The sequence below is a fragment of the Amycolatopsis sp. 505 genome (assembly GCF_031625235.1).
Taxonomy (GTDB): Bacteria; Actinomycetota; Actinomycetes; order Mycobacteriales; family Pseudonocardiaceae; genus Amycolatopsis.
Genome location: NZ_JACKQP010000005.1, coordinates 519,410 through 543,367 on the forward strand (window position 1 = coordinate 519,410; position 23,958 = coordinate 543,367).

General features: G+C 72.2%; 27 protein-coding genes and 2 pseudogenes. 20 read left to right on the forward strand and 9 right to left on the reverse strand.

Annotated features, from left to right (window positions below; genetic code table 11):
* Positions 1-10 precede the first annotated feature (10 nt).
* Entirely contained in the window at positions 11-535 is a 525-nt protein-coding gene (locus H5965_RS21705; protein WP_310971869.1) for a CGNR zinc finger domain-containing protein, read from the reverse strand.
* A gap of 73 nt (positions 536-608) precedes the next feature.
* On the opposite strand from H5965_RS21705, the gene H5965_RS21710 reads away from it, so the two are divergent.
* The 10 genes from H5965_RS21710 (at position 609) to H5965_RS21755 (ending at position 10,177) form a co-directional block, all read left to right on the forward strand.
* The gene (locus H5965_RS21710; RefSeq protein ID WP_310971870.1) at positions 609-1,484 is read left to right on the forward strand and encodes a DUF427 domain-containing protein; all 876 of its coding nucleotides are present in this window, start codon (positions 609-611) and stop codon (positions 1,482-1,484) included.
* Between the two features lies 1 nt (position 1,485).
* Positions 1,486-2,199, forward strand: a complete 714-nt coding sequence (locus tag H5965_RS21715; protein WP_310971871.1) for an SDR family oxidoreductase — start codon at positions 1,486-1,488, stop codon at positions 2,197-2,199.
* Positions 2,200-2,346: 147 nt separating this feature from the next.
* The gene (locus H5965_RS21720; RefSeq protein WP_310971872.1) at positions 2,347-3,666 is read left to right on the forward strand and encodes an MSMEG_0569 family flavin-dependent oxidoreductase; all 1,320 of its coding nucleotides are present in this window, start codon (positions 2,347-2,349) and stop codon (positions 3,664-3,666) included.
* Positions 3,666-4,502, forward strand: a complete 837-nt coding sequence (locus tag H5965_RS21725) for an amidohydrolase family protein (RefSeq protein WP_310971873.1) — start codon at positions 3,666-3,668, stop codon at positions 4,500-4,502. The genes H5965_RS21720 and H5965_RS21725 overlap by 1 nt, the downstream gene beginning before the upstream one ends.
* A gap of 4 nt (positions 4,503-4,506) precedes the next feature.
* The gene (locus H5965_RS21730) at positions 4,507-5,019 is read left to right on the forward strand and encodes an MSMEG_0572/Sll0783 family nitrogen starvation response protein (RefSeq protein WP_086864132.1); all 513 of its coding nucleotides are present in this window, start codon (positions 4,507-4,509) and stop codon (positions 5,017-5,019) included.
* Positions 5,020-5,028: 9 nt separating this feature from the next.
* Positions 5,029-6,099, forward strand: coding sequence for an MSMEG_0568 family radical SAM protein (locus tag H5965_RS21735; RefSeq protein ID WP_310971874.1), 1,071 nt, complete (start codon positions 5,029-5,031; stop codon positions 6,097-6,099).
* A gap of 1 nt (position 6,100) precedes the next feature.
* A complete protein-coding gene (locus H5965_RS21740; RefSeq protein WP_310971875.1) occupies positions 6,101-7,471 on the forward strand; it encodes an MSMEG_0567/sll0787 family protein in 1,371 nt (456 codons plus the stop codon).
* Positions 7,468-8,316 (forward strand): carbon-nitrogen hydrolase family protein, encoded by an 849-nt coding sequence (locus tag H5965_RS21745; RefSeq protein ID WP_310971876.1) that lies wholly within the window; start codon positions 7,468-7,470, stop codon positions 8,314-8,316. The genes H5965_RS21740 and H5965_RS21745 overlap by 4 nt, the downstream gene beginning before the upstream one ends.
* Complete coding sequence (locus H5965_RS21750) at positions 8,298-9,128, forward strand: carbon-nitrogen hydrolase family protein (protein WP_310971877.1); 831 nt, start codon at positions 8,298-8,300, stop codon at positions 9,126-9,128. Before H5965_RS21745 ends, H5965_RS21750 begins: the two co-directional genes overlap by 19 nt.
* A complete protein-coding gene (locus H5965_RS21755) occupies positions 9,128-10,177 on the forward strand; it encodes an MSMEG_0565 family glycosyltransferase (protein WP_310971878.1) in 1,050 nt (349 codons plus the stop codon). Before H5965_RS21750 ends, H5965_RS21755 begins: the two co-directional genes overlap by 1 nt.
* 10 nt (positions 10,178-10,187) lie before the next feature.
* Here the strand turns inward: H5965_RS21755 and H5965_RS21760 are convergent, their stop codons facing one another.
* Positions 10,188-11,060, reverse strand: a complete 873-nt coding sequence (locus H5965_RS21760) for a LysR family transcriptional regulator (RefSeq protein WP_310971879.1) — start codon at positions 11,058-11,060, stop codon at positions 10,188-10,190.
* 74 nt (positions 11,061-11,134) lie between these two features.
* Here H5965_RS21760 and H5965_RS21765 point away from each other — a divergent pair, with 74 nt between their 5' ends.
* The 3 genes and pseudogenes from H5965_RS21765 to H5965_RS21775 all read left to right on the forward strand — a co-directional run.
* On the forward strand, positions 11,135-12,016 hold the full coding sequence (locus tag H5965_RS21765) for a TIGR03620 family F420-dependent LLM class oxidoreductase (RefSeq protein ID WP_310971880.1): 882 nt from the start codon (positions 11,135-11,137) through the stop codon (positions 12,014-12,016).
* Between the two features lie 303 nt (positions 12,017-12,319).
* A pseudogene (locus H5965_RS46195) lies at positions 12,320-12,430 on the forward strand (zinc-binding alcohol dehydrogenase family protein); the annotation flags it as partial.
* A 61-nt stretch (positions 12,431-12,491) separates the two neighbouring features.
* Positions 12,492-12,677 (forward strand): annotated as a pseudogene (locus H5965_RS21775) (zinc-binding dehydrogenase); the annotation flags it as partial.
* 23 nt (positions 12,678-12,700) lie between these two features.
* On the opposite strand, the gene H5965_RS21780 reads toward H5965_RS21775, so the two are convergent.
* Positions 12,701-13,723 carry an aldehyde reductase gene (locus H5965_RS21780; RefSeq protein ID WP_310971882.1) on the reverse strand — a complete coding sequence of 341 codons (1,023 nt, stop codon included), beginning with the start codon at positions 13,721-13,723 and terminating at the stop codon, positions 12,701-12,703.
* Between the two features lie 170 nt (positions 13,724-13,893).
* Between H5965_RS21780 and H5965_RS21785 the strand changes: the two genes are divergently transcribed.
* The 3 genes from H5965_RS21785 to H5965_RS21795 all read left to right on the forward strand — a co-directional run bounded on the left by H5965_RS21785 (position 13,894) and on the right by H5965_RS21795 (position 16,370).
* Complete coding sequence (locus tag H5965_RS21785; RefSeq protein WP_310971883.1) at positions 13,894-14,436, forward strand: TetR/AcrR family transcriptional regulator; 543 nt, start codon at positions 13,894-13,896, stop codon at positions 14,434-14,436.
* 168 nt (positions 14,437-14,604) lie between these two features.
* Positions 14,605-15,654, forward strand: coding sequence for an aldo/keto reductase (locus H5965_RS21790; protein ID WP_310971884.1), 1,050 nt, complete (start codon positions 14,605-14,607; stop codon positions 15,652-15,654).
* Positions 15,651-16,370, forward strand: coding sequence for a DUF998 domain-containing protein (locus H5965_RS21795; protein ID WP_310971885.1), 720 nt, complete (start codon positions 15,651-15,653; stop codon positions 16,368-16,370). Before H5965_RS21790 ends, H5965_RS21795 begins: the two co-directional genes overlap by 4 nt.
* Positions 16,371-16,430: 60 nt before the next feature.
* Here H5965_RS21795 and H5965_RS21800 read toward each other — a convergent pair whose 3' ends face one another.
* The 3 genes from H5965_RS21800 to H5965_RS21810 are packed head-to-tail and all read right to left on the reverse strand — an operon-like array spanning position 16,431 to position 18,735.
* Positions 16,431-16,907, reverse strand: coding sequence for a MarR family winged helix-turn-helix transcriptional regulator (locus H5965_RS21800; protein ID WP_310971886.1), 477 nt, complete (start codon positions 16,905-16,907; stop codon positions 16,431-16,433).
* Between the two features lie 41 nt (positions 16,908-16,948).
* Positions 16,949-17,563 carry a hypothetical protein gene (locus H5965_RS21805; protein ID WP_310971887.1) on the reverse strand — a complete coding sequence of 205 codons (615 nt, stop codon included), beginning with the start codon at positions 17,561-17,563 and terminating at the stop codon, positions 16,949-16,951.
* Complete coding sequence (locus H5965_RS21810) at positions 17,560-18,735, reverse strand: antibiotic biosynthesis monooxygenase (RefSeq protein WP_310971888.1); 1,176 nt, start codon at positions 18,733-18,735, stop codon at positions 17,560-17,562. Before H5965_RS21810 ends, H5965_RS21805 begins: the two co-directional genes overlap by 4 nt.
* Before the next feature lie 336 nt (positions 18,736-19,071).
* Here H5965_RS21810 and H5965_RS21815 point away from each other — a divergent pair, with 336 nt between their 5' ends.
* Positions 19,072-19,662 (forward strand): DivIVA domain-containing protein, encoded by a 591-nt coding sequence (locus H5965_RS21815; RefSeq protein WP_310971889.1) that lies wholly within the window; start codon positions 19,072-19,074, stop codon positions 19,660-19,662.
* Between the two features lie 30 nt (positions 19,663-19,692).
* Here the strand turns inward: H5965_RS21815 and H5965_RS21820 are convergent, their stop codons facing one another.
* Positions 19,693-20,733, reverse strand: a complete 1,041-nt coding sequence (locus H5965_RS21820) for an NAD(P)-dependent alcohol dehydrogenase (protein WP_310971890.1) — start codon at positions 20,731-20,733, stop codon at positions 19,693-19,695.
* Between the two features lie 103 nt (positions 20,734-20,836).
* Between H5965_RS21820 and H5965_RS21825 the strand changes: the two genes are divergently transcribed.
* Entirely contained in the window at positions 20,837-21,424 is a 588-nt protein-coding gene (locus H5965_RS21825) for a TetR family transcriptional regulator (protein ID WP_310971891.1), read from the forward strand.
* Positions 21,425-21,482: 58 nt separating this feature from the next.
* On the opposite strand, the gene H5965_RS21830 is transcribed toward H5965_RS21825, so the two are convergent.
* Complete coding sequence (locus tag H5965_RS21830) at positions 21,483-22,046, reverse strand: MOSC domain-containing protein (RefSeq protein WP_310971892.1); 564 nt, start codon at positions 22,044-22,046, stop codon at positions 21,483-21,485.
* Positions 22,043-22,510 carry a peptide-methionine (R)-S-oxide reductase MsrB gene (gene msrB / locus H5965_RS21835; RefSeq protein ID WP_310971893.1) on the reverse strand — a complete coding sequence of 156 codons (468 nt, stop codon included), beginning with the start codon at positions 22,508-22,510 and terminating at the stop codon, positions 22,043-22,045. Before msrB ends, H5965_RS21830 begins: the two co-directional genes overlap by 4 nt.
* 145 nt (positions 22,511-22,655) lie before the next feature.
* On the opposite strand from msrB, the gene H5965_RS21840 reads away from it, so the two are divergent.
* Both H5965_RS21840 and H5965_RS21845 read left to right on the forward strand, forming a co-directional pair.
* Entirely contained in the window at positions 22,656-23,231 is a 576-nt protein-coding gene (locus tag H5965_RS21840) for a TetR/AcrR family transcriptional regulator (RefSeq protein WP_310971894.1), read from the forward strand.
* Positions 23,228-23,947 (forward strand): amidase, encoded by a 720-nt coding sequence (locus H5965_RS21845; protein WP_310971895.1) that lies wholly within the window; start codon positions 23,228-23,230, stop codon positions 23,945-23,947. The genes H5965_RS21840 and H5965_RS21845 overlap by 4 nt, the downstream gene beginning before the upstream one ends.
* The last annotated feature ends 11 nt before the right edge of the window (positions 23,948-23,958 follow it).

A 23,958-nucleotide genomic window follows, 5' to 3' on the forward strand; every position in this document is an offset into this window, starting at 1 on the left:
TCGGGCGGCTTCAGTCGGCCGAGATCCGCGTGCGCTGGTAGTGCCGCCGGGCCTTCATGCGGTTGCCGCACACGGCCATCGAACACCAGCGGGCACTGTTGGGTTTGCTGTGGTCGATCAGGAACAGCCGGCATTCGGGGTTGGCGCACGGGCGCAGCCGGCCGGGGCTCGACTTCGCGAGCGCGTCCCAGGCCAGCACGGCCCGTGCGGCGGCGGACCGGCCGGGCGGGACGTCGAGGACCCACTCGACGCCGTCGTCGCCGAAAGCGGCCCGGTAGCTCGCGCCGTCGACGAACCGGGCGGCCGCGGTGGGGGAGGCGTCGCCGCGCACGACGGCCTGCAGCACGGGGCGCACTTCGAGCAGGGCGCGGAGCTCGTCGTCGGTGGCCGGCTGCCCGTGGCCGGCCAGCCACGCCCGGCCCGCCCGCGGGCCGGCGAGGTCGTCCCCGGCCCGGCCGTCCCGGACCGGGGTGGTGTTGAGCAGGTCGAGCAGCAGCGCCTCGTCGGTCTTCGTCAACCTAACCTCCAAACCCATGCTTGACAGGTTACAGCATGCGCTGCTTCCATGTCTAACCATCAAACCAACTTATAAGGGTTAGGAGATGGTCATGGGATTGGCCTGGCAGCAAGGACCACTGGCCACCCGGGCGGTGGGTCACTTCCTGGTCGAGCAGCCACTGCCCGAGCGCCTGCTGTTCGCCGAGCCGCTGCGGCGGCGGATGCGCGTGCGGTTCGGCGGCGACTGGGTGGCCGACAGCGAGGACGTCGTCCTGCTGCACGAACCCGGGCGCTACCCGGTCGCGTACTTCCCGGTCGCCGACGTCCGCGAAGACGTGCTGGCGGCCGAGAACCGGACGACGAACCACCCCGAGCTCGGCCCGGCCGAGTGGTTCACGGTGCGGGCGGGCGGCCAGGCGGCGCCGCACGCGGCCTGGCGGTACCCGGATCTCCCCGGCCACGCGGACGTCCTGCGCGACCGCGTCGCCTTCGCCTGGCGGGCGATGGACGCCTTCTACGAAGAGGACGAGCGGATCGTCGGGCACGCGGCCGACCCGTACCACCGCATCGACATCCGGCGGACCTCCCGGCACCTCGTCGTGCGCGACGGCGACCGAGTCGTCGCCGAGACGAGGCGCCCGGTCGTGCTCTACGAGTCGGGGTTCGCGCCGCGCTGGTACGTGCCGCGCGAGGACATCGACCTGGCGGCGTTGACGCCGGTGCAGGGCGAGACGTTCTGCCCGTACAAGGGACTGGCCGGCTACTTCGACATCGGATCCGGCCGGCGCGCGGCCTGGTCGTACCCCGAGGCGTGGCCCGAGGTCGAGCGCGTGTCCGGGTTCGTGTCGTTCGAGCCCGACGTCGTCGAGGTGACCCTCGACGGCCGCAAGCTCGTCCTCGAACCGGGCCAGACGGTCACCCCGCACGGCATCGACCGTGGGCTCGACCCCGACGAGCTGCGCTCGCGCGTTCCGGAAGGGAACTGAAATGGCTTCGCTGGAAGGCCGCAAAGTCCTCGTCGTCGGCCGCGGCGGCGGCATCGCCCGGGAGGTGACGTCAGCGCTGCGGGTGGCCGGGGCGCAGGTCGTGGCGGCCGGGCGGGACCGAGCGGCACTGGCCGGGGCCTACGCCGACCCGGGCATCGAGACCGCGTACGTCGACCTGGCCGACGAGGCTTCCGTCGCGGCGCTGGCCGAGGAGCTCGGCCGGGTCGACCACGTCGTGTCGACCGCGTCGGCCCGGGCCCGCGGTGCGCTGGCGGAACTCGAGCACGATGTCGTGCTCAGGTCGTTCGACGTGAAGGTGCTGGGCCCGCTGCTGCTGGCGAAACACTTCGCACCACGCCTGCCCGAGGACGGCTCGTTCGTCTTCTTCTCGGGTTCGTCCGCACGGAAGCCCGCCGCGGGCATGCTGGCCGTCGGTGCCACGAACGCGGCGGTGGACGCGCTGGTGCGCGGCCTGGCGGTGGAGCTGGCGCCGCGGCGGGTGAACGCCATCTCCCCGGGCACGATCGACACCGGCGCCTACGACGGTCTCGGCGAGCGGAAGAAGGCGGCGCTGTTCGCAGCCCGCGCGAGCACCAGCCCGGCGCGGCGCATCGGGCGTCCGGAGGAAATCGCCGAAGCGGTCGTGTTCGCGCTGGGAAACGCTTTCCTGACAGGGGTTTCGCTCGCCGTCGACGGTGGGGAGCCCCTGGTCTGAGTTCTCCGGCGAGGCCGGCTACCGGCCACCCCGGGCGGGTGAATGTTAAGCGGCGCCGGGGGAAGTTGTCACGCTGCGGCGGCCTGGAAACACGCCGGTGTTCCGGATGAAACCGTCCGGAAATGGTTCGCCGGTGCACTGATCGGCATGAACTTCCAGCTCGACGGCCTGCACCGGCCGGTGATCGTGGTCGGCGGCGGCCAGGCGGGACTGTCGATGTCCCACTGCCTGACCACCGCCGGGGTCGGGCACGTGGTGCTCGAACGCGAGCGCACGGGGCACGAATGGCGGACCCGCCGCTGGGACAGTTTCTGCCTGGTCACGCCGAACTGGCAATGCCGGCTGCCCGGATTCCCCTACGCGGGCGATGATCCGGACGGGTTCATGGGCCGGGACGAGATCGTCGCCTACCTCGAGGCCTATGTGAAGGAGTTCGACGTCCCGCTGTGCGAGGGTGTCGAAGCGACGCGGCTGCGGCAGCTGGCCGGTGGCGGGTTCCGGCTCACGACGTCGGCCGGGGAACTGACCGCCGACCACGTGGTGCTGGCCACCGGCCCCTACCAGGTGCCGCTGAAGCCGCGGCCGGCCGAGCGGCTGCCCGAGCACGTCGTCCAGCTGCACTCGGCCGAGTACCGCAACCCCGCGCAGCTGCCGGACGGCGAGGTGCTGGTCGTCGGGACCGGGCAGTCCGGCTGCCAGGTCGCGGAGGACCTGCACCTGGCCGGGCGCCGCGTGCACCTCGCCGTAGGGTCGGCGCCGCGGGTGGCCCGGCGCTACCGCGGCCGGGACGTCGTTGCCTGGCTCGACGACATGGGCTACTACGCCAGGGCCATCGACGAGTTCGCGGACGCGGACGCCGTGCGGTTCCGGGCGAACCACTACGTCACCGGCCGCGACGGCGGGCACGACATCGACCTGCGTGCGTTCGCCACCGAAGGCATGCAGCTCTACGGCAGGCTGCTCGGTGTCCGAAGTGGACAGCTGAGTTTCGCGGACGACCTGCGCCGCAACCTCGACGCCGCGGACGCGGTCTCCGAGGGCATCAAGGATTCGATCGACGCCTTCATCGGGCAACAGGGGATCACGGCGCCGCCGGAAGAGCGCTACCAGCCGGTGTGGGGACCGCCGGAGGGGCCTCGCACCCTCGACGCGGAAGCCCTTTCGGCGGTCGTCTGGTGCACGGGGTTCGGTCGTGACCACCGCTGGATCGACGTCCCGGTGTTCGACGGCAAGGGTTACCCGACGCACCACCGCGGTGTCACCAGCTGTCCCGGGCTGTACTTCATCGGCCTGCCGTGGCAGCACACCTGGGGGTCCGGCCGGTTCTGCGGTGTCGCCGCGGACGCGGAGTACCTGACGCGGCGGATCACCGGGGGCGGCCGGGGAGACGTCCGGTGGATCTCGGGCACGCCGGTGAGCACCTACCCGGCCGATGACGACTGGGTCGCTCCGCGGACGGTGGCGTGATGCGGTGGACGAACGACGCCCACCGGCACCTGGGCGTGCTGCCAACGTACCCGTTCTACGGCGGCCCACCGGTCGCCCCCGCGATCGGCGCCCGCGCGACGATCGGGGAGCTGTTGGCCGATCTGGACCGCGAAGGCACCGAACGCGCGCTGGTGATCCCGAACTACGGTGTCCCCGACCCGGCGATCGCGTTCTCCTTCAACGAACTCTGCGTCGAGGCCGCGGCGAAGGACGATCGGATCAGCGCCGCGCTGTGGGTGTCCCCACGACCCGAAGACGCCGAACGCACCGAAGACGCGTTGAAGCTGGCCGGGGAAAGCGGGGTCCGGGCGCTGAAGCTCAGCTTCTTGCTGGGCGGCCGGGCGTCCGACCCGGCCTGCCGACCGCAGCTGGAGAAGATCTTCGCCACCGCGCGGGAACACGACCTCGTCGTGCACGTCCACACCTCACCGGGTGCCGCCTCCGACATCGACGAGGTCGGCCAGCTCGTCGACGCCTACGCCGACGACGTCAAGCTGCACCTCGTGCACTTCGGCGGCGGGATGAGCGGGCACATCAAGCTCGTCGGCGGCCGGTTCTTCGACTGGATCGCCGCCGGGAAGCAGGTTTACACGGACCTGTCGTGGGCGATCGGTTTCACCCCGCGCTGGCTCGTCGAAGAAATCTCACGCCGGGGTCTCGGCCACGACCGCGTGCTGTTCGCCTCCGACCAGCCGTGGGGCGATCACGAGGGCGAACTCGCCAAGCTGGCCGCCGCGGCCGGCGACGGCGAGCTCGCCGACCTGGTTTTCCGCGGCACGTTCGACGTGCTGTACGGACCGAAGAAAGGGAAATAGACCGATGGCAGAGCTGACCGAGACCGAGAAGACCAGCCTCGACGAGATCCCGCACCCGTCGCTGCCGCAGGGCTCCAGCCTGTACGGCGGGACCAAGGTCTTCCCGGATTACCAAGCCGAACCCGGCCAGAGCTACTTCACCCTCGTGCACGGCATCGCGCACGAGTCGTCGGTGAGCTTCGTGGCGATCCTGCAGGCCACCCGCGCGCTGCGGAAGGGCTTCGAGGCCGCGATCTACTTCTACGGCCCGGGTTCGCTGAACTGCCTGGCCACCCGCGGCTTCCCGACCACCGGGAACGCCGCGTTCCCGGGCGAGCTGAACATCAACGACCAGCTCAAGACGTTCATCTCCGAAGGTGGCAAGGCCTACTGCTGCCGCTTCGGCCTGTCGCTGCACGGTGCCCGCGAGGAGGACCTCATCGAGGGTGTCATCCCGACGCACCCTCTGGACGTGCAGGACGCGCTGATCCACTACGCGCGCAAGGGCGCGATCATCAACTCCACCTACATGTTCTAGGAGCGGCTCGTGCGCGTTGGCATCGAAGAGGACCTGGACACCCGCGCCGACATCGCCGTCCGCGGGGTGCGAGTGGACGCACCCGTACAACGCAGCAAGGGCGCCGGGCCGAGCGACGACGGCCACCTGGTCGTCGACGGTGCCAACGCGACGCTGCCGCTGAACCCGGACAGCCCGTACGAGGTCCGCGACGGCCGGATCCACCGGGGTGCCGTCGACCTCGGCCTCAGCGTGACCCCGGTGGCGCGGCCGCGGTTCTACGATCTGTCCACTTCGGATGGTGTGCCGTACCGGAAGATCGCGCTGCTGCACGGTAAGGACGTCCTGGCAACGACCGTCGTGCAGACGTGCATCCGGTACGCCGAGGACCAGCGGTGCCGGTTCTGCACCATCGAGGAGTCGCTGCGGGCCGGGGCGACCGTGGCCGCCAAGACGCCGCAGCAGCTCGCGGAGGTCGCCGAAGCGGCGGTGCGGCTCGACGGCGTCCGGCAGATGGTGCTGACGACCGGGACGACGGCCGGCCCCGACCGCGGCGCGCGGCACCTCGTCCGGTGCGTCCGGGCGGTGCTCGACGCGGTGCCGGGCCTGCCGATCCAGGTGCAGATCGAGCCACCGGGCGACCTCGGCGTGCTCACCGAGCTGCGCGACGCCGGGGCGACCTCGATCGGCATCCACGTCGAGTCGCTCGACGACGCGGTCCGGCGGCGCTGGATGCCGGGCAAGTCCACCGTGCCGCTCACCGAGTACGAGGCGGCGTGGGCGGAAGCGGTCCGGGTGTTCGGCCGCAACCGCGTCTCGACCTACCTGCTGATCGGGCTCGGGGAGGACCCGGACGACCTGGTCGCCGGGGCCGGGCGGCTGATCGGCCTGGGCGTCTACCCGTTCGTCGTCCCGATGCGGCCGATGCTCGGCACCTTGGCCCGCCGCGACGGCGCCACCGCGCCTTCGCCGTCGCTGGTCGCCGAGGTCACCAGCCGGGTCGCGACGCTGCTGCGGGCCGCCGGGATGGTCGGTGCCGACCAGGGTGCGGGCTGCGCCGCGTGCGGCGCCTGCGGGCTGCTCAGCGCGGTCGGAGGCTGACGTGGACCACGACATCCTCGCGCTGCTCGGCGACGTCCGCAGCGTCGCCGCCCGCCCGGCGTTCCACATCGCCGAAGCCGGGCACGACGGCCTGGCGGCCTACCGCGCGCTGCGCCACGAAGCCTTCGTGGCGCAGCAAGGACTGTTCACCGGGCACGACCTCGACGACCACGACCTCGATTCGCGGACCATCGTGCTGCTCGCCCGGGACACCGGGGGAGCCGTGCTCGGCGGGGTCCGGCTCGGCCCGGCCACCGAGGGGCCCGACCTCGGCTGGTGGCGCGGCGGCCGCCTGGTCGTCGCCCCCGGCTCGCCGCCCGGCATCGGCTCGGTGCTGGTCCGCGCGGCCTGCGCGCGAGCCGAGGCCGAAGGCGCGCTGCGGTTCGAGGCCACCGTCCAGACCCGCACCGAAAAGCTGTTCACCCGGCTCGGGTGGCAGCGCGTGCGGCCGGTGACCGTCGCCGGCCGCGACCACGTGCTGATGCGGTGGCCGATCGGCCGGATCGCCGCGCTGGCCCGGGCGACGAAGGCCGCGCTCGGCCCGCTGCTGCGCGGGCTGACCGGCGTGCCCGGCTTCGTCGGCGACGACGGCGTCCCGTTGCCCGGCACCGACGTCGTCGCCGCCTGCGACGCGATCGTCCCGGCCATGGTCGAGCGCGACCCGGAATGGGCGGGCTGGTGCTCGGTGCTGGTCAACCTCAACGACCTGGCGGCGATGGGCGCCGCCCCGACCGGGCTGCTCGACGCGCTCGGCGCCCGCGACGCGTCCTTCGCCGCCCGTGTCCTCAGTGGACTGCGGAAGGCGAGCGAGGCGTATGGCGTGCCCGTGCTCGGCGGGCACACGCAGTTCGGCGTGCCGGCTTCGCTGTCGGTGACGGCGCTGGGCCGGACCGCCGACCCGGTGCCCGGCGGTGGCGGGCGGCCGGGGCAGCGCGTCTGGCTCACCGCCGACCTCGGCGGCGGCTGGCGGCCCGGTTACACCGGGCGGCAGTGGGATTCGACGAGCTTCCGCCGCACACCCGAGCTGCGTGCCCTGCTCGGCTCGGTCGCGGCCGCGAGACCGGCCGCGGCCAAGGACGTCTCGATGGCCGGGATCGCGGGCACCCTCGGCATGCTCGCCGAGGCCTCCGGTTGCGGCGCGGTGCTCGACGTCGAACGCGTGCCGCGGCCGCGCGGAGCGTCCACAGGGGACTGGCTCACCTGCTTCCCGGGCTTCGCGATGCTGACCGCCGGTGCCCCGGCACCCGCCGGACCCGCGGTCACCGCGGCCTGCGGCGAACTGGTCGCGGGCGCCGGCGTCACGCTGCGCTGGCCCGACGGCGAACGGACGACCGTCATCGACGGCGGCGTCACCGGATTGGGGAACTCATGACGACACTGAGAATGGCCGCGGCCGCCGCGCCGTTCGACCGCGACCTCGAAGCCGGCTTCGCCCGGATCGAGAAGCTGATCGGCGAGGCGAAAGCCGAAGGCGTCCGGCTGCTGGCCCTGCCCGAGGCCGCGCTCGGCGGCTACCTCGCCAACCTCGACGGCGGGGCCGAGGGGCCGCCCGCGCTCGCCGCCGACGGCGCCGAGATCGCGCGGCTGGCCGCGCTGGCCGGCGACCTCGTGGTCACCGCCGGGTACTGCGAACTCGACGGCGGCCGCCGCTACAACTCCGCGGTGTGCGTCAGCGGCGACGGCGTCCTCGGGCACCACCGCAAGGTCCACCAGCCCCTGGCCGAAAACGCCAGCTACGGCGCGGGGCGGGAGTTCGCCGCGTTCGACACGCCGGTCGGGCGGCTGGGCATGCTCATCTGCTACGACAAGGCGTTCCCCGAGTCCGCGCGGGCGCTGGCGCTGGACGGCGCGGAGATCGTCGTCTGCATGAGCGCCTGGCCCGGCAGCCGGACCAACCCGGCCGCCGACCTCGCCGAAGACCGCTGGAAACGCCGGTTCGACCTGTTCGACCGGGCCCGCGCGCTGGAGAACCAGATCGTCTGGCTCTCGGCCAACCAGTCCGGCGCGTTCGGCGACCTGCGGTTCGTCGCGAGCGCCAAGGTCGTCGACCCGGGCGGCGACGTCCTCGCCGACACCGGCGTCGCCGAGGGCTTGGCGGTCGCCGAACTCGACGTCCGGGCGGCGTTGGAGACCGCGCGGCGGTCGATGGGACACCTGGCCGACAGACGGCCCGAAACCTACGCGTTAGTGTCACGTGGATGGGGCAGATCCGCATAGGCGCCGTGGCCGCGCACTTCGGCCGCGACCTCGCCTTCGACCTCCAGCGCATCACGACGCTGATCGACCACGCGCGCACGTCGGGTGCCGCGCTGCTGGTGCTGCCGGACGCGGCCCTCGGCGGCTACCTCGCCGACCTGCGCCACCCCGACCCGGACGCCCTGCCCCCGGCCCTCGACCCGGACTGCGCGGAACTGAAGACCATCGCCTCGCTCGCCGCGGAGATGGTCGTCTGCGTGGGCTACTGCGAGGCCGACGGGCCGCGGCGGTACAACTCGGCGGTCTGCGTGACCGGGGACGGCGTGCTCGGCCGGCACCGCAAGGTCCACCAGCCGCCGGGGGAGAACGTCGCCTACCAGCCGGGTGACCGGTTCGCCGCGTTCGACACCCCGGTGGGGCGGCTGGGCATGCTGATCGACTACGACAAGACCTTCCCCGAGTCGGCCCGCTCCCTCGCCCTCGACGGCGCCGACATCGTCGCCTGCCTGAGCGCGTGGCCGACCAGCATCACCAACCGGGCGCCGCGGATGGCCCAGGACCGCCAGTCCCGGCTGTTCGACCTCTACGACCAGGCCCGGGCGGCGGAGAACCAGGTCGTGCTCGTCTCGTCCAACCAGACCGGCGCGATGGGCGGGATGCGGTTCCTCGGCCAGGCCAAGGTCGTCGGGCCCGGCGGCGACATCCTGGCCCGTACCTGGTCCAAGGCCGGGATCGCGGTGGCCGAGCTCGACATCGGGCAGGAGATCGCCAACGCCCGCCGGGTGCTGCACCACCTGGGGGAGCGGAAACCGTCGGTGTACCGGGAGGCTTGATGCGCATCGCCCTGCTGAGCTACTCGACCAAGCCCCGTGGCGGGGTGGTGCACACGCTCGCCCTGGCCGAGGCGCTGGCGGAACTCGGCGAGGACGTCACCGTGTGGACGCTCGGCCGCGGCGGCGACGCGGGGTTCTTCCGGCCGGTCGACCCGCGGGTGCGGCCGGCGGTCGTCCCGTTCCCCGACGTCCCGGCCGAGTCCGTCGGCGAGCGGATCCTGCGGTCGATCGCGGTGCTGCGCGCGGCGTTCACCCCGGACGCCTACGACGTCGTGCACGCGCAGGACTGCATCAGCGCGAACGCCGTCGACCGATGCGTCCGGACGATCCACCACCTCGACACCTTCACCACCCCGGAACTGGCGGCCTGCCACGAACGCGCGATCGTCCGGCCGTACGCCCACCTCTGCGTGTCCGCCTCGGTCGCCGCGGAAGTCCGCGGCGGCTGGGGCATCTCGGCGACGGTGATCCCCAACGGCGTCGACTACGACCGCTTCGCGACCGCCCCGCGCACTTCGGAGCGGGGCCGGTACGTGCTGGCGGTCGGCGGGATCGAGCCGCGGAAGGGTTCGCTGGACCTGCTGGAGGCGTACGCGCTGCTGGCCGAGCCGGACGTCCGCCTGCTCATCGCCGGCGGCGAAACCCTCTTCGACTACCGCGACTACCGCACGCGCTGGGAGAAACGCGCGGCGGAACTCGGCGTCTCGCCGGTCGTGCTCGGCCCGGTCGCGCACGACTCGCTGCCCTCCTTGGTGGCGTCCGCGACGGTGTTCGCCTTCCCGTCCACGAAGGAGGGTTTCGGGCTGGCCGCGATGGAGGCGCTCGCCGCCGGGGTGCCCGTGGTGACGCGCGACCTGCCGGTGCTGCGCGAGGTCTTCGGTGGGGCGGCGAGGTTCGCCGCCGACCCGCCCGGGTTCGCCCGGGAGCTGCGGGCGGCGCTGGGCGGGGTCGATCCGGAGCCCGGGCGGGCGCTGGCGCGGCGGTACACGTGGGCCGCGGCCGCCGAAGCGCACCGGGCGTTCTACCGGAGCCTGCCTCGCTTCGGGTGACCCGGCCCGATCAGCGCGCCGGGTCGTCGCGGAAGGCGGCCACCGCGCATTCGGCGCCGCTGTTCGCCTGGTGCCGGGCCACCACGACGCTGCCGGCGATGGTGATCGGCGGTTCGAGCGGGATCGAGCGGACCCGGGTCGAACGGATCTCGGCGACCTGGTCGGCGGGCAGCACCGTCCAGCTCCGGGGATCCGAGCCGACTTCGACGATCGTGTCCTGGAGCGTGCCGGTCGGCCGGCCGGGCTTCGCGCACAGACCGGTTTCGTGCAGGGCGTGGGCCACGGCGTCGTGGAGCGCCGGATCGTGCTCGCGGGCGGGCAGGCGCAGCGTGTCGCCGGCCAGCTCGGTCAGGCCCGCGGCGGGGCGGGCCGCGGCCGGGTGGTGCCGGGACACCACCGCGAACAGCCGTTCGGTCCACGCCGGCCGGACCTCGAGCCCGGGCACCGAACGCACACCCCTGGTCAGCGCCAGGTCGAGGTCACCCTGCCGGAGCGCGTTGAGCCGGGCCTCGACGGGCAGGTCGACCAGCATCACGTCGAACTCCGGCGCCCGCTCGCGGAGGGCGTCGATCCCGCGTTCCAGGCGGGCGGTCAGGCCGGCCGCGGTGCCGATGCGCACGGTCGGCACGGCCTGCTTCGCCGCGAGCTCCACCTGCCCGGCCGCGGCCAGTGTGCGGCGCGCGGCTTCGAGCACCCGCTGCCCGGCGGCGGTGAGCCGGACCCGGCGGGGCGACCGGTCGAGGAGCCGGACCCCGAGTTCGCGTTCCAGCCGGGCGATCTGCTGGCTGACCGCGGGCTGCGCGATGTGCAGCCGCTCGGCGGCCCGGCCGAAGTGCAGCTCGTCGGCGACCGTGACGAAGTACCGCAGTGCCCGCAGCTCCATGATAAGCGGAGCTTATCGCAGCACGTGGCGGTTGGTGCTGGCACACGGCGCCGTCCGCTGCTGAAGTCGGGATCATGACCATCGAACTGGGCCTCCTCGGCGCCTACCTGACCACTGCCGAGGCGACCGCGGCGGACGCCGTCACGCTGGAGGAAGCCGGATACGGCGCGATCTGGCTGGCCGCGTCACCGCCCGCCGACCTCCGCCAGGCGGAGCGCCTGCTCGACGCCACCAGCCGGATCGTGGTGGGCACGAGCGTGCTCAACGTGTGGCAGACCGACGCGGGCACCGTCGCGGACGCCTACCACCGGATCGCGGAGAAGCACGCCGGACGGCTCCTCGTCGGCATCGGCGCCGGCCACCGCGAAACCGACGCCGGCTACACGTCCCCGGTGGCGAAGGTCGAGAGCTACCTCGACCGCCTGCACGCGGCCGGTGTCCCCGCCGGCCGCGTCCTGCTGGCCGCCTTGGGTCCCCGGATGCTCCGGCTGGCGGCGGAGCGCGCGGCGGGCACCCTCACGCTCCAGGTGACCCCCGAGCACACCCGCCGCGCCCGGGAGGCGCTGGGCTCGGGCAAGCTGGTGATCCCCGGCCACGGCGTGGTGCCGGACACCGACACCGAGCGCGCCCGGGAAACCGGCCGCGCCGGGCTGCGCCCCATCCTCGGCATTTCCAGCTACGCCGCGAACCTCCGCCGGATCGGGTACACCGACGAGGAACTCACCGACCCCTTCAGCAACCGGCTTCTCGACGCCCTCGTGCTCCACGGCGACGAACCGGCCATCGCGGCGGGCGTCCGAGCGGAGCTGGCGGCCGGAGCGAACCACGTCGGCCTGCACGCGGTGGGCACGGACCCGATCGCCTCGCTGCGGTCGATCGCCCACGTCTTCCTCGGCGGGGAAAGGGTTGCCGCTCCGGCACCCGCACCGGTCGGTGACCGGTCCACCGCCCGATAGGCACCCTGAAGCACGGTCACGGCTTCCTCGGTTCCGTCGCCCGCGTGCCGCCTCACCATGCGGATTCGGTGAGGCGGCGCGATCGCCCTCGCCTACGGTGCCGCCGTGGGGACAACGCTCAACCCGGTGACGCACACGCAGCTGGGCCGAGTACATCGCCGTCGACCCGCGCCACGTCGTGCCCGTCCCCGACGACACCGCCGCGGCCGCGCTCACCGAACTCGCCGGGTCCGGCCCGGGCAGTCGGTGCTCGCACCCGGTGTCGGCGGCGGCGTCGGCCAGGGCGGCGTGGACGTCGCCCGCGTGCTCGGTGCCGGCGCGGCGATCACCACCGCCACGAGCACCGCGAAGGCCGAGCGCGGCCGGGCGGCCGGGTTCGAGGTGATCGACCTGTCCACCGAGTCCCTGCGCGACGGCGTGCACCGGCTCACCGACGGCAAGGGCGTCGACATCGTCCTCGACGGGGTCGGCGGCTCCGTTCGCCCTGTTCACCCCGGAACGGATCAACGCCGCCAACACCCGCCTGCTCGAACTGGTCGCTCGCAAGGAGATCACGCCCCTGGTCGACCGGGTGTTCCCGCTGGAGCAGGCCGCGCAGGCGCAACGCCACCTCGCCGAGGACGGCCCGTTCGGGCGCGTCCTGCTGGCCATTTCGCGGTGACCGGCACTTCGGCCCGGTCGCCGTCAGACGGTCGTGCCGCGCAGGGCGAGCAGGCTCTCCGCGGTGTCGGCGATGGTGTCCTCGATCGGCCGCGGTGACCAGCCCAGCTTGTCCTGCGCCTTCTTCGAGGTGGCGTCGAAGTTCTTGCCCAGCTGCGGGCGCAGGATCCGCAGCCCGGGGTTGACGCGCGCGAGGGCGCGCGCGGTCCAGACCGGCAGTTCGCGGGTGGGCACCTTGGACGCGCGGTCGCCCAGGCGGTCGCGCAGGATCGCGGCGATGTCGCGGACCCAGAGGCTGTGGCCGGAGATCGCCAGGAACCGTTCGCCCGCCGCGGCCGGGTGGGTCATCGCGCGCAGGTGCAGGTCGGCGACGTCGCGCACGTCCACGTAGCCCATCGCGAACTTCGGCAGCGCGGGCAGTTCGCCGTCGAGCATCCGCTGGAGCAGGCCGAGTGAGGGGGAGTAGTCGGGGCCGAGGACGGGCCCGAACACGCCCACGGGGTTCACGACCGCCAGTTCCAGGCCGGGGTGTGCGGTGACGAAGTCCCACGCCGCTTTTTCCGCCAGGGTCTTGGACTTCTGGTAGGGCGCGAGGCCACCGTCCACATTGCTCCAGTCGTCCTCGGTGAACACCCGCGACTTTTCCGGGTGTCCCATGCCGACCGCGCCGAACGCCGAGGTCAGCACGACCCGTTTCACCCCGGCCGCGTGTGCTGCCCGCAGCACGCGCAGCACCCCGTCCCGGGCGGGGCCGACCATGTCGTCGTCGTCCTGCGACAGGGTGGTGAGCGTGGGCGAGGCGACGTGGAGGACGTAGTCACACCCCTCGGCGGCCTCGCGCCAGCCGCTGTCCTGCTGCAGGTCTGCCTGCAGGACGGTGAGTTTCGCGTGCTCGGGTGCGCCGCCGGCACGCAGCATCTCGCGCACTGCGGGCTCCTTCTTGAGGTCACGCACCGTGGTGCGGACGGTGTGCCCGCCGGCCAGCAGCGCGAGCACGCAAAAACTGCCGATGTAGCCGGAGCCGCCGGTGACCAGTACTTCAGCCATGGGTTACCTCACGAGGATGAGTGGGAGGGTCGTTGATCCGTCGAACCGCGCGGTGACGCACCGGCCTGCTCAGGTCGGCGAGCTTGGTGTGGCGGGTGACGCTCCGGTACGGTTCTGGAGAGGTCTCCACTTAACGTACTGGAGACCTCTCCGGATAGCAAGGAGGGTAGATGGTCCGCTCGGACGCCCGGGAGAACCGGGCTCGCATCCTGCAGGTCGCCCGCGAGGCGTTCGCCGAGGACGGCGACGTCTCGATGAACCAGATCGCGCAGCGCGCCGGGGTCGGGCCGGGCACCTTGTACCGCAACTTCCCGACCAAGGAGGCCCTCGTCCTGGTCGTTTACCAGCACGAAGTCGACCGCCTGCTGGAGTCGGTGCCGCCGTTGCTGGCGACGGAGTCACCGCTGGAGGCACTGCGGCGCTGGACGCTCGACCTGGTGGCCGCCATGCGGAAGAAGCACGGTCTCGGGGACGCCCTCAGTGCCGACGCTCACCAGGAGATCGCCGAGCAGACCTACGGCCCGGTCATCGCCGCCATCACCCGGCTGCTGGACGCGGGCAAGCGTGACGGAACCATCCGCGCCGACGCCGACCCCCGCGATTTCCTGCAGCTCACCGGCGCCCTCTGGCGGGCCGCCTCGGGGCCCGAAGACCGCTCGGCGTCCATGCTCGCCCTCATTCTCGACGGGCTGAGTGCTCACCGGCACTCCTGATGTGCGCGCGGTCGTCGCGGGCCGCTGGTGGTTCAGGAATGCCGCGCGAGGACCTCGTCGGCCGCGGTGGTCAGGCTGGGTGCCCTCGTTGACTCGCGGACAATCCTCCGCTAGTTTGGAGGCACATGCGGAGGATTGTCCGCGTGTTTGCCTCTTGGGAGTTTTCCTATGCGCTATGTGAAACTCGGTGCCACCGGCCTCGACGTCTCGCCCATCGCGATCGGCGCGATGACCTACGGCGAGCCCGACCGCGGGCACCCCGTCTGGTCCCTCGGTGAAGAGCGGGCCCGCCCGTTGATCAAGCACGCCCTCGAAGCGGGCATCAACTTCTTCGACACCGCGAACATGTACTCCAACGGCTCCAGCGAGGAGATCCTCGGCCGGGCGCTGAAGGACTTCGCCGACCGCGACGACGTCGTGATCGCCACCAAGCTGCGGCACCCGATGCGCCCCGGCCCGAACGGGAAAGGGTTGTCCCGCAAGGCGATCATGACCGAGATCGACCACTCGCTGCGGCGGCTGGGCACCGACTACGTCGACCTCTACCAGGTCCACCGCAACGACCACGCCACCCCGCTGGAGGAGACCCTCGAAGCCCTCAGCGATCTGGTGAAGGCCGGCAAGGTGCGCTACCTCGGTGCGTCGTCGATGTTCGCGTGGGAGTTCGCCAAGGCCCTGCACCTGCAGAAGCAGCACGGCTGGGCGCGGTTCGTCTCCATGCAGGACCACTACAACCTGCTGGCCCGCGAGGAAGAGCGCGAGATGATTCCGCTGTGCCTGGACGAGGGGGTCGGCACGATCGTCTGGAGCCCCCTGGCGCGCGGCCGGCTGGCCCGCGCCTGGGACGACGCGAAGTCGACTGCGCGCTCGGAGACCGACGGCGCTTACGCTGACACGCTGTACTCACCCGAGCAGGAAGCCTCCAACCGCGCCATCATCGACGCGGTCGGCAAGGTCGCGGCCGACCACGGCGTGAGCCGCGCATCCATCGCGCTGGCCTGGCTGCACCGCCAGCCGGTCGTCACCGCTCCGCTGGTCGGCGCCGGGTCGGCCGGGCAGATCGACGACGCCGTCGCCTCGCTGGACGTCGAGCTCACCGACTCGGACGTGCAGGCGCTCACCGCGCCGTACACGCCGCGGTACGACTGGCAGGGGATCTCGGACGAGGCGACCATGGACGCGATCCGTGCCCGTGTCCCGGGGATGGCGCTGAAGTGACGCCGATCGTGCGTTCCGGCGCGGCCGCCCGCGTCGGAGCTGTCCTGCTCCTCGCCGGTCCGCTGGTGTCATGGGCGGCCGAGCTCGTCACGGCGTCGGCCTGGCAGGAGCCGCACTACTCGCCGTTCTACAACTGGGTCAGCCAACTCGGCCTGACCGGCCCGAGCCAGGTCGCGTTCGGGCAGGTCGGGAACTCCCCTCTCGGGGCGGTGATGGACGTCGGCTGGGTGTCCTACGGCATCCTGCTGATCGCCGGCGCGTTGCTCACCTTCGACCTGCGCCGAGGACCGCGGCCGATCTTGATCGTCGTGCCGGCGATCCTGGCCGGGGTCGGCGTCTCTCTCGTCGGCGCCTTCCAGGGGTCCAACGCCAACGTCGCGAACGGCCTGATCGTCTTCCACACCTACGGTGCCCAAGGCGTGATGCTGGCCGGGAACCTCATGGCGATCGCGGTCGGCATCAGCGCCACCCGAATCGGATTGGGTCGTGGCCGCCGCATCGCGAGCATCGCGCTGGGCGTCTTCGGGCTGATCGCGTTCGCGGCCTTCATGGCTGATGTGTTCACCGGCTGGGCGTGGAACATCGGCCTGTTCGAACGCGCCGTGATCTACCCGATCATGATCGGCCACGTCGTCCTCGGCAGCGGCCTCATCGCCGCTCGGACCGTCCGGGCCCGCCGGCCGTGGCTGCGTCAGCCGATCCCCGCCGGCCGGTGACCGCACCCGGGGGCAGGCCGGTCTCCTGCGCGGCAGGGCGGCGGCGGCATCGACAACCGGTCAGAACGCGTCGTCGCGGAAGGCGTTGCGGGCGCGCTGGTGCTCGGTGATGTCGATCAGCCGGTGCTTGAACCGTGCGTACTCCTCGTCGCCGAGGCGTTCGGCGTGCCGGTGCTGGATTTCCGCCATGATCGCGTCCGCGGTGCGCATCTGGGCGAGCCCGCGTTCGGTGGGGCAGACGAGCTTCGCCCGGCGGTCGTGCGGGTCGGGGCGCCGCTCGACGTAGCCGAGCGACTCCAGTTCGTCGATGAGGATGCCGATGTTCTGCTTGTGCTGGCCCGAAAGCCTGGACAGGTCGGTCGCTCGCACCCCGTCCGGGTCGACGTAGGCCAGCACCGCGCCGTGGCGGGGCTTCAGGTCGTCGAAGCCCCGCTCGGCCAGGGTCGAGAACAGCTCGCGCTGCACGGCGAACAGCAGGCGGCCCGCGAGGACGCCCAGGTCGGGATCCGTCGCGTTGCGTTCCGCCCGGGTGACCATCCGCCGCTCCTCATCGCTGCTCGCCGCCGACAGCTTAACGATCAGCTTCGCCGTTCGAGTGCACGTCCCAGGTCCTCCCGCAGGTGGACTTCGATGAACACCCGCAGGTAGCGCTCGTTCGCCAGCTCGTCGAACGCGTCCACCAGGGACTGGTCCGGTGCGCTGGTCAGGTGCACGATGCGCCAGAGATTGAGCGGGGCGTCCTCCGCGCCGGCGACGGAGTGCTCGACGTGGAACAGGGGTTGCCCGGCGCCGGCGGTGAAGACCCGGCCGTCCGGGGCTTCGAAGCGTTCGGCGCCGATGAAGAACGCGCGGCGGTGCTCGTGGTCGAGGCGCACGTGCTCGATGATCGTCGCGAACCGCGAAGGGGCGGCCCACAGCCGCTGCTCGGACACGCGCGTGAAGTCCTCGAACCGGCCGTGACGCACGCTCGGGAACTTCTCGGCGCTGCCCGCTTTCACGACCGTCGGGATGTACTTGTCCGGCGCCGCGGCCTTGCGGACCTCCATGTCCCACAGCTGCGCGCCGGTGTAGTCGAACGGCGGCCGCACGTCGTAGCGCTCGCGCAGCACGTCGTTGACGGCCACCGGCGGCAGTTCCACCGGCGTCGTGCCCGGCGCCGCCCACGCCTGTTCGAAGATCTCCTCGTGGTTCACGCCTTCTCCGCCGCGGTGACGGTTTCGTGGATCCAGCCGGTGACTTCCCGCCAGACGGGGTGGCCGGGCTGCACGACGTCGAAGTGGGTGCCGCCTTCGACCTCGACGTAGCGAGCGTTGCCGCCCTCGGCGACGACCTTCTCGACGTAGCGGCGGCTCCACTCGGCGGGAACGGCTTCGTCGGCGGTGCCGTGCACGGCGAGGACCGGGACGCCGGCGCCGGCCAGCTCCAAGGGGGACGTCCAGGCGTAGTGCTCCGGGACGGCGGCGAGGTGCCCGCCCACCAGCAGCGGCAGGATCCCGTCGCCGACGGCCTCCGCGACTCCCGCCCACGCTTCGGGCCGGGCGGGCTCGGGTGCGTCCTTCGGCGGTTCGGCGCCGGGGTCGGCGAGGACCTTCCCGAAGCCGTCCGCGTCGGCCGCCCCGAGGTCGAGCGCGCCGGCCAGCTCGACCACGCCGGCCGGCGTGATCTTCGGGTGGGCGCCGGGCGCCTCCGGCGGGAGCGCGCCGCGGTGGGCGGCCCACGTCGCCAGGTGTCCGCCCGCGGAGTGGCCGAGCAGCACGACGCGGCCGGTGTCGAGAGCCGGGTCCATGCCGTCGAGAGCGTCGATCGCGGCGGCGACGTCGAGGAAGGTGCCCGGCCAGCCACCGCCCGGCTCGCCGATCCGGCGGTACTCGACGTTCCACACCGCGTATCCGCGCCCGACGAGGTCGTCGGCGACGCCGGTGATCTGGCGGCGATCCCACATGGCGCTCCAGTAACCGCCGTGGACGAGGGCGACGACGGGGAACGGGCCCTCGCCCTCGGGCAGATACAGCTCACCGACCTGCGACGGCTCGGGGCCGTAGGCGACGGTGCGGACCTTGCGGGAGCCGTCTTCGGCGTCGTCGTAGCGGACACCGCGCTCGGCGCTCACCAGCGTGTCGATCGTCGTGAAGAAGGCCGCGATGGCGGGCCGGTTGGCGCCTTTGGCCTTCGACTCGTCCCACGCGGCGTCGTCGGTCCATTCGACGAAGTCCAGCCACGTCCGCTCGTCGAGGCGGACCAGCCGGGCGGCGAGGAAGCCGCGCCGGTCCTCCCGGAACGCCGCCACCATCCCGGGGCGCGCGGCCAGCATCGCCTCGGTGTTCTCCGGTGCCACGGTGAAGGTGGTCAGTTCGATGACCGACATCGTCAGCTCCTCAGCCTGCGATCCGTATGTAGTCAAAATACATGATAGTCATAGATCATGACTAAGTGGTGCTGTGACGCGGGACACTACGACGGGTGCCCGGGGGCGGAGGACGCGGCACCGGTCGACGTGGCGGGGGAGCGCTGCTTGCTTGCTCGCCGGGTCGGATCGCCGCGTTCGCCTGCCGGAATGCCGCTTTCGGGTGAATGCTCTTCGTTGCCTTTGCGCGTCACCGGAAACATCGGTGGCGGACGGTTTCCCTGAAAGGGTGTTGCGTGGCAGGTGGCCGGGTGGTTCCGGGTTGCCCGCTGTCTTGATCGTGCCGACACTCGGTGTATGGAGAACACGGATTCCGAAACCGCCACGCTGCCGGAGTCCGACGTCCGATTCCCGATCGTCCTGCGGGGATACGACCGTCGGCAGGTGGACGAGTACGTGCGGGTCGCCGAGAAGCGGGTGGACCGGCACGAAAAAGCGCGGCGGGTCGCGGAGCGCCGACTGGCCAAAGCGCAGGTGCCGGCGCCCCGAGACCCGGAAGCGGACGGGGCCGCCGGGCTGGGCAAACGGATCGAAAAGATCCTCCAGGTCGCGAAATCCGAGGCGGCCGAAATCAAGAAACAGGCTCGCGAAGAGAGCGAAAAGCTGCTGTCGGCGGCGGAGAAGACGGCGGCCGAGGCGGAAATCGCCCGCGCGGAAACCGAGCGGGCCGCGCAGCGGGACGCGGAACTCATCGTTTCCCGCGCGGAAGAGGAGGCCGCCGCCATCCGGGCCGCCCACGAGGCGGTGCTGACCCAGCTGAGCCAGATCGCCGGCGGCGTCGAGGAACTGCGGGCCCGGTTCGGCGGCGAGGCCGAGCCGGAGCACCCGGTCGAGCCGGAGATCCCGGATTCCGCACCTTCGTTCATCCCGTCCCCGGCGCCGTCCTGACGGAGCCGCTGCCCGCCGGAACCGCGCGGATCAGGCTGCCGACGTCGGCAGATCGGAGAGGTCCAGCACGAAGCGGTAGCGCACATCGTTGCGCCGCAACCGATCGAGGGCTTCGTTCACCTGTGCCGACGGGAGCACCTCGACGTCGGCGGTGACGCCGTGCTCGGCGCAGAAGTCCAGCATGGCGGCGGTCGCGGGGCGGCCGCCGCTGCCGGCCGAGGTCAGCTTCTTGCGGCCTACGAGCAGGTCCATCGTCCGGACGGTGACGGGGCCGAGGTGGCCGAGCTGGCTGAGGGTTCCGTCCAGGGCGACGAGCCCGAGGTACGGGCCGAGCTCGTGCGGTACGGAGATGGTGTCGAGCACCACGTCGAACCGGCCCTGGGTGGCGGCCATCCGTTCCGCGTCCGTGGACACCACGACGTCCCCGGCGCCCAGCCTGCGGGCGTCGGCGGCCTTGTCCGCGGTCCGGCTGATGACCGTCGTCTCCGCGCCGAGCGCGACGGCGAACTTGACCGCGAGGTGCCCGAGCCCGCCGAGGCCGGCGACCGCGACCCGGGTGCCCTTCCCGACTCCGAGACTGCGCAACGGCTCCCACACGGTGATCCCGGCGCAGAGCAGCGGCGCCGCGCCCGCCGGATCGAGCCCGGCGGGCAGGCGGTAGGCGAACCGGTCGCGGACGACGTACTCGCGGGCGTACCCGCCCGAGGTCGTCGAGCCGTCCTGACGGTCGGTGCCGCCGTAGGTCAGCGTGGGGAACTCGCGGCAGAAGTTCTCCTGACCGGCCTCGCACATGACACACCCGCCGCACGAGTCGACGATGTTGCCGACGGCGACCGGGTCGCCGGCGGCGAACGTCGTGACCCCGGACCCCACTTCGGTCACGACTCCCGTGAACTCGTGTCCCGGCACCAGCAGGCCCTCGGAATGAGCGTCGAGGGAGTGGACGTCGGTGTGGCAGACACCGCAGTGGTCGACGCGGACCGCGATGTCGTCCGGGCGCAGGTTCCGCCGTGGCACCCGCACTTGCCGCAATACCTTGCCGTCGCCGTCCGCGCCCCATGCCGTGGTCATCCGCATGTCTTCTCCATTAGCAAACAGACTGTTCGGTCTATTTCACCGTAGCGACGAGGTCGCGGTAAAGCAAACCAACTGTTCTGTTTGGTAAGGTCGCCCCATGGCCGACCAGCCCACGACCGCCCGTGGCACCGCGACGCGTGACCGCATCCTCGAGGCGGCGACCCGGGAGTTCGCCGAGTACGGGATCGCGGGCGCCCGCATCGACCGCGTCGTGAGCGCGGCCCGGACCAACAAGGCGCAGCTGTACGCGTACTTCGGCAGCAAGGACGGGCTGTTCGACGCGATCTTCTTCGCTTCGCTGGAGCGGATCGTGAACGTCGTCCCGATCGACGCCACCGATCTCGCTGACTGGGCCGTGCGCCTCTACAACGAATACCTGCGCCGCCCCGATCTGATCCGCCTGGCCACGTGGGCTCGCCTGGAGCGGCGGCCGGCCGGTCATCTGGTCGCGGAGGCCGATCGGCTCGATGACGAGAAGCTGCGCGCGATCGCCGCGGCGCAAGCCGGCGGGCTCGTGCGGCCGGGCGACCCGTTCGACGTGATGGCCGTGGTCATCGCCATGTCCATGGCGTGGTCGCCGGTCAGCAACGTCTACGCGGCGACCGCGGACGAGCCCGACGACCGGCACGACGAACGCCGCGCCCTGCTGCGGGACGCCGTCCGGCGGGCGGTGATGACCACCTAGTCCGGCCGCCGTCTTCGTGGTCGCGGCGCTCGACCGCACCCATCGCCGCGGAAGCTGGTCAGGCCACGGGGGAGCGCGCCACGGTGAGGGTTGCGGGGCCGAGCCCCAGGATTCCGTCGTCGAGAGGGACGCAGCGCACGCCGCCGTGCCCGCGGAGGCCGCGGAACGCGCCGGGCGCCAGGACCACGTCCATCCAGGCGCAGGGGTGGGCCGGGCGGTAGGCCTGGAACCGGACTTCGCCCGCTCCGGAGTCGAGGCCGAAGACGGCTCCGCTGCCGCCGCGCGGCGCGGCCAGCTCGTCGACGGGAAATCCGCGCACGACGATGTTGCGGCGCGGCAGGTGCGGGTCCGGCACCGCGGCGAGGCCGAGGTCGTGGGCCAGCGTGTCGAGTGATTCGGCGGCGAAGAGGGTGACGGCGGCCCGGCGGTGGGCGGGCTGGTTGAAGTACCGGTCACCGACGAGCCCGAGCCCGGCGCGCACGGTCACCTCGTCGCGCTCGACGGGTTCGGGGTCGGGCCGCGGGCCGTCCGCGGGACGGCCTTCGAAGGCGTGTGCGGAGGAGACCAGCAGCGCGACGATCTCGACCGGGGCCGAGATCGTGTCGCGCGCCGGCGTCGTCACTGACTGTCGGTGTCGCCGGTGAACAGGGTGCGGTAGGCGCCGTAGCCCGCGTCTTCCAGGTCGTCGAGGTGGATGAACCGCAACGACGCGGAGTTGATGCAGTAGCGCATGCCGCCCTTGTCGAGCGGGCCGTCGTCGAAGACGTGGCCGAGGTGGCTGTCCCCGTGCAGCGAGCGGACCTCCGCCCGGATCATCCCGTGGCTGAAGTCTTCCCGCTCGACGACGTTCGCCTTGACGATCGGCTTGGTGAAGCTCGGCCACCCGGACCGGCTGTCGTACTTGTCGACCGAAGCGAACAGCGGCTCGCCGGAGACGACGTCGACGTAGATGCCCGGCTCGTGGTTGTCCCAATACGCGTTCGCGAACGGACGTTCCGTGCCGTCCTGCTGGGTCACGCGGTACTGCTCCGCGTCCAGCCGCGACACGGCTTCCGGGTTCTTGTGGTACTCGGCCTGCTGAGGCACAGCTCTCCCTTTCCCGCCTTTCGGCGCGAAGCCGGGGTCCCAGGTGAAACGCACCTGGACGTGCAGGTGTACAGACGTGCGGCGCACCCGCGCTATTCCGCCGGGCCGTCCATTGCACTACAACTTGTGGCGTAATGGAGGCGGTATGCCCGGTCGTCCTCGTGATCCGGAGCTCGAACGGCGGCTCTCGGCGGCGGCGTGGTCGCTGTTGCAGAGCCAGGGTTACGACGCGCTGAAGCTGTCCGAGGTCGCGGCGCGGGCCGACGCGCACCGCACCGATGTCTACCGGCGGTGGTCGGGCAAGGCGCAGCTCGTCGTCGACGTGCTGGCCGAGCACCTGCCGCCGGTGTCGGATCCCGACACCGGGTCCCTCCGCTCGGACCTGCGGGCCATCGTCGAGGACTTCGCGGCGTCCTGGTCCTCGTCCTGGATCGACGGGCTCATGGGGCTCATGGCCGATCTGCACCGCGACCCCGACGCCGAGCTCGCGTTCCGGAAGATGGCCGAGGGGCGCGGTGTACCGCTGCGCACCGCCATCGCCCGGGCGGTGGAGCGCGGCGAGCTCGGCGGACCGCCCGAGCTGTCCCTCGTTGCCGATCTGGTCGAGGGACCGCTGATGCACCGCCGGATGCTGGGCCGGCAGCCGCTGACGCCGGAGTACCTCGACACGCTCGCCGCGGTGGCCCACGGGGTGCTGACCGGAACCGCGGTGGCGCCGTGAGCGGCGAACCGCACGAGGTGTCCGCCGCGGCGCAACTGGCCGCCCTGCGCGCGGGCGACCTGAGCTCCCGTGAGCTGACCGAGCACTACCTCGGCCGCATCGAGAAACTCGACGGCGAGCTGGGCGCCTTCGCCACCGTCACGCCGGACCTCGCCCTCGACGAGGCCGCGCGCGCGGACCGGCGGATCGCCCGCGGGGAGCGGGCGCCGCTGCTGGGGCTTCCGTTGGGAGTCAAGGACTTGCACCCGGCGGCGGGAGTGCGGACGACGTTCGGTTCCGCCGCGCTCGCGGGCTTCGTCCCGGCCGCCGACGGCTGGACGGTGGGCCTGCTGCGGCAGGCCGGTGCGGTGTTCGTCGGCAAGACGAACACCGCGGAGTTCGGCGCGACCTGCTACACCGAAAGCGACGTGACGGGCCGGCCGGCCGTCACCCCGTACGACCGGACGCGCTACGCGAGCGGGTCCAGCGGAGGTGCCGCCGCCGCGGTCGCCGCGGGGCTGCTGCCGCTGGCCCACGCCGGCGACGGGGCCGGGTCGACCCGGACGCCCGCGGCGACCTGCCACCTCGTCGGCGTCAAACCCAGCCGGGGCTGGTCAGCTCGTCGGTGCCGCCGACCGCGTCGACCGCCACCACCGTCGAAGGGCCCCTCGCCCGGACGGTCGCGGACGCCGCCCTGCTGCTGGACGTCATGGCGCAACCGTGGTCCGGCGATCTAGGGCCTGTATCG

Bases quoted from the DNA above. Each gene is read 5' to 3' on its own strand.
- H5965_RS21705 (WP_310971869.1), bottom strand. From the start codon at position 535: ATGGGTTTGGAGGTTAGGTTGACGAAGACCGACGAGGCGCTGCTGCTC.
- H5965_RS21710 (WP_310971870.1), top strand. From the start codon at position 609: ATGGGATTGGCCTGGCAGCAAGGACCACTGGCCACCCGGGCGGTGGGT.
- H5965_RS21715 (WP_310971871.1), top strand. From the start codon at position 1,486: ATGGCTTCGCTGGAAGGCCGCAAAGTCCTCGTCGTCGGCCGCGGCGGC.
- H5965_RS21720 (WP_310971872.1), top strand. From the start codon at position 2,347: ATGAACTTCCAGCTCGACGGCCTGCACCGGCCGGTGATCGTGGTCGGC.
- H5965_RS21725 (WP_310971873.1), top strand. From the start codon at position 3,666: ATGCGGTGGACGAACGACGCCCACCGGCACCTGGGCGTGCTGCCAACG.
- H5965_RS21730 (WP_086864132.1), top strand. From the start codon at position 4,507: ATGGCAGAGCTGACCGAGACCGAGAAGACCAGCCTCGACGAGATCCCG.
- H5965_RS21745 (WP_310971876.1), top strand. From the start codon at position 7,468: ATGACGACACTGAGAATGGCCGCGGCCGCCGCGCCGTTCGACCGCGAC.
- H5965_RS21750 (WP_310971877.1), top strand. From the start codon at position 8,298: ATGGGGCAGATCCGCATAGGCGCCGTGGCCGCGCACTTCGGCCGCGAC.
- H5965_RS21755 (WP_310971878.1), top strand. From the start codon at position 9,128: ATGCGCATCGCCCTGCTGAGCTACTCGACCAAGCCCCGTGGCGGGGTG.
- H5965_RS21760 (WP_310971879.1), bottom strand. From the start codon at position 11,060: ATGGAGCTGCGGGCACTGCGGTACTTCGTCACGGTCGCCGACGAGCTG.
- H5965_RS21765 (WP_310971880.1), top strand. From the start codon at position 11,135: ATGACCATCGAACTGGGCCTCCTCGGCGCCTACCTGACCACTGCCGAG.
- H5965_RS21780 (WP_310971882.1), bottom strand. From the start codon at position 13,723: ATGGCTGAAGTACTGGTCACCGGCGGCTCCGGCTACATCGGCAGTTTT.
- H5965_RS21785 (WP_310971883.1), top strand. From the start codon at position 13,894: ATGGTCCGCTCGGACGCCCGGGAGAACCGGGCTCGCATCCTGCAGGTC.
- H5965_RS21790 (WP_310971884.1), top strand. From the start codon at position 14,605: ATGCGCTATGTGAAACTCGGTGCCACCGGCCTCGACGTCTCGCCCATC.
- H5965_RS21800 (WP_310971886.1), bottom strand. From the start codon at position 16,907: ATGGTCACCCGGGCGGAACGCAACGCGACGGATCCCGACCTGGGCGTC.
- H5965_RS21810 (WP_310971888.1), bottom strand. From the start codon at position 18,735: ATGTCGGTCATCGAACTGACCACCTTCACCGTGGCACCGGAGAACACC.
- H5965_RS21815 (WP_310971889.1), top strand. From the start codon at position 19,072: ATGGAGAACACGGATTCCGAAACCGCCACGCTGCCGGAGTCCGACGTC.
- H5965_RS21820 (WP_310971890.1), bottom strand. From the start codon at position 20,733: ATGACCACGGCATGGGGCGCGGACGGCGACGGCAAGGTATTGCGGCAA.
- H5965_RS21825 (WP_310971891.1), top strand. From the start codon at position 20,837: ATGGCCGACCAGCCCACGACCGCCCGTGGCACCGCGACGCGTGACCGC.
- H5965_RS21840 (WP_310971894.1), top strand. From the start codon at position 22,656: ATGCCCGGTCGTCCTCGTGATCCGGAGCTCGAACGGCGGCTCTCGGCG.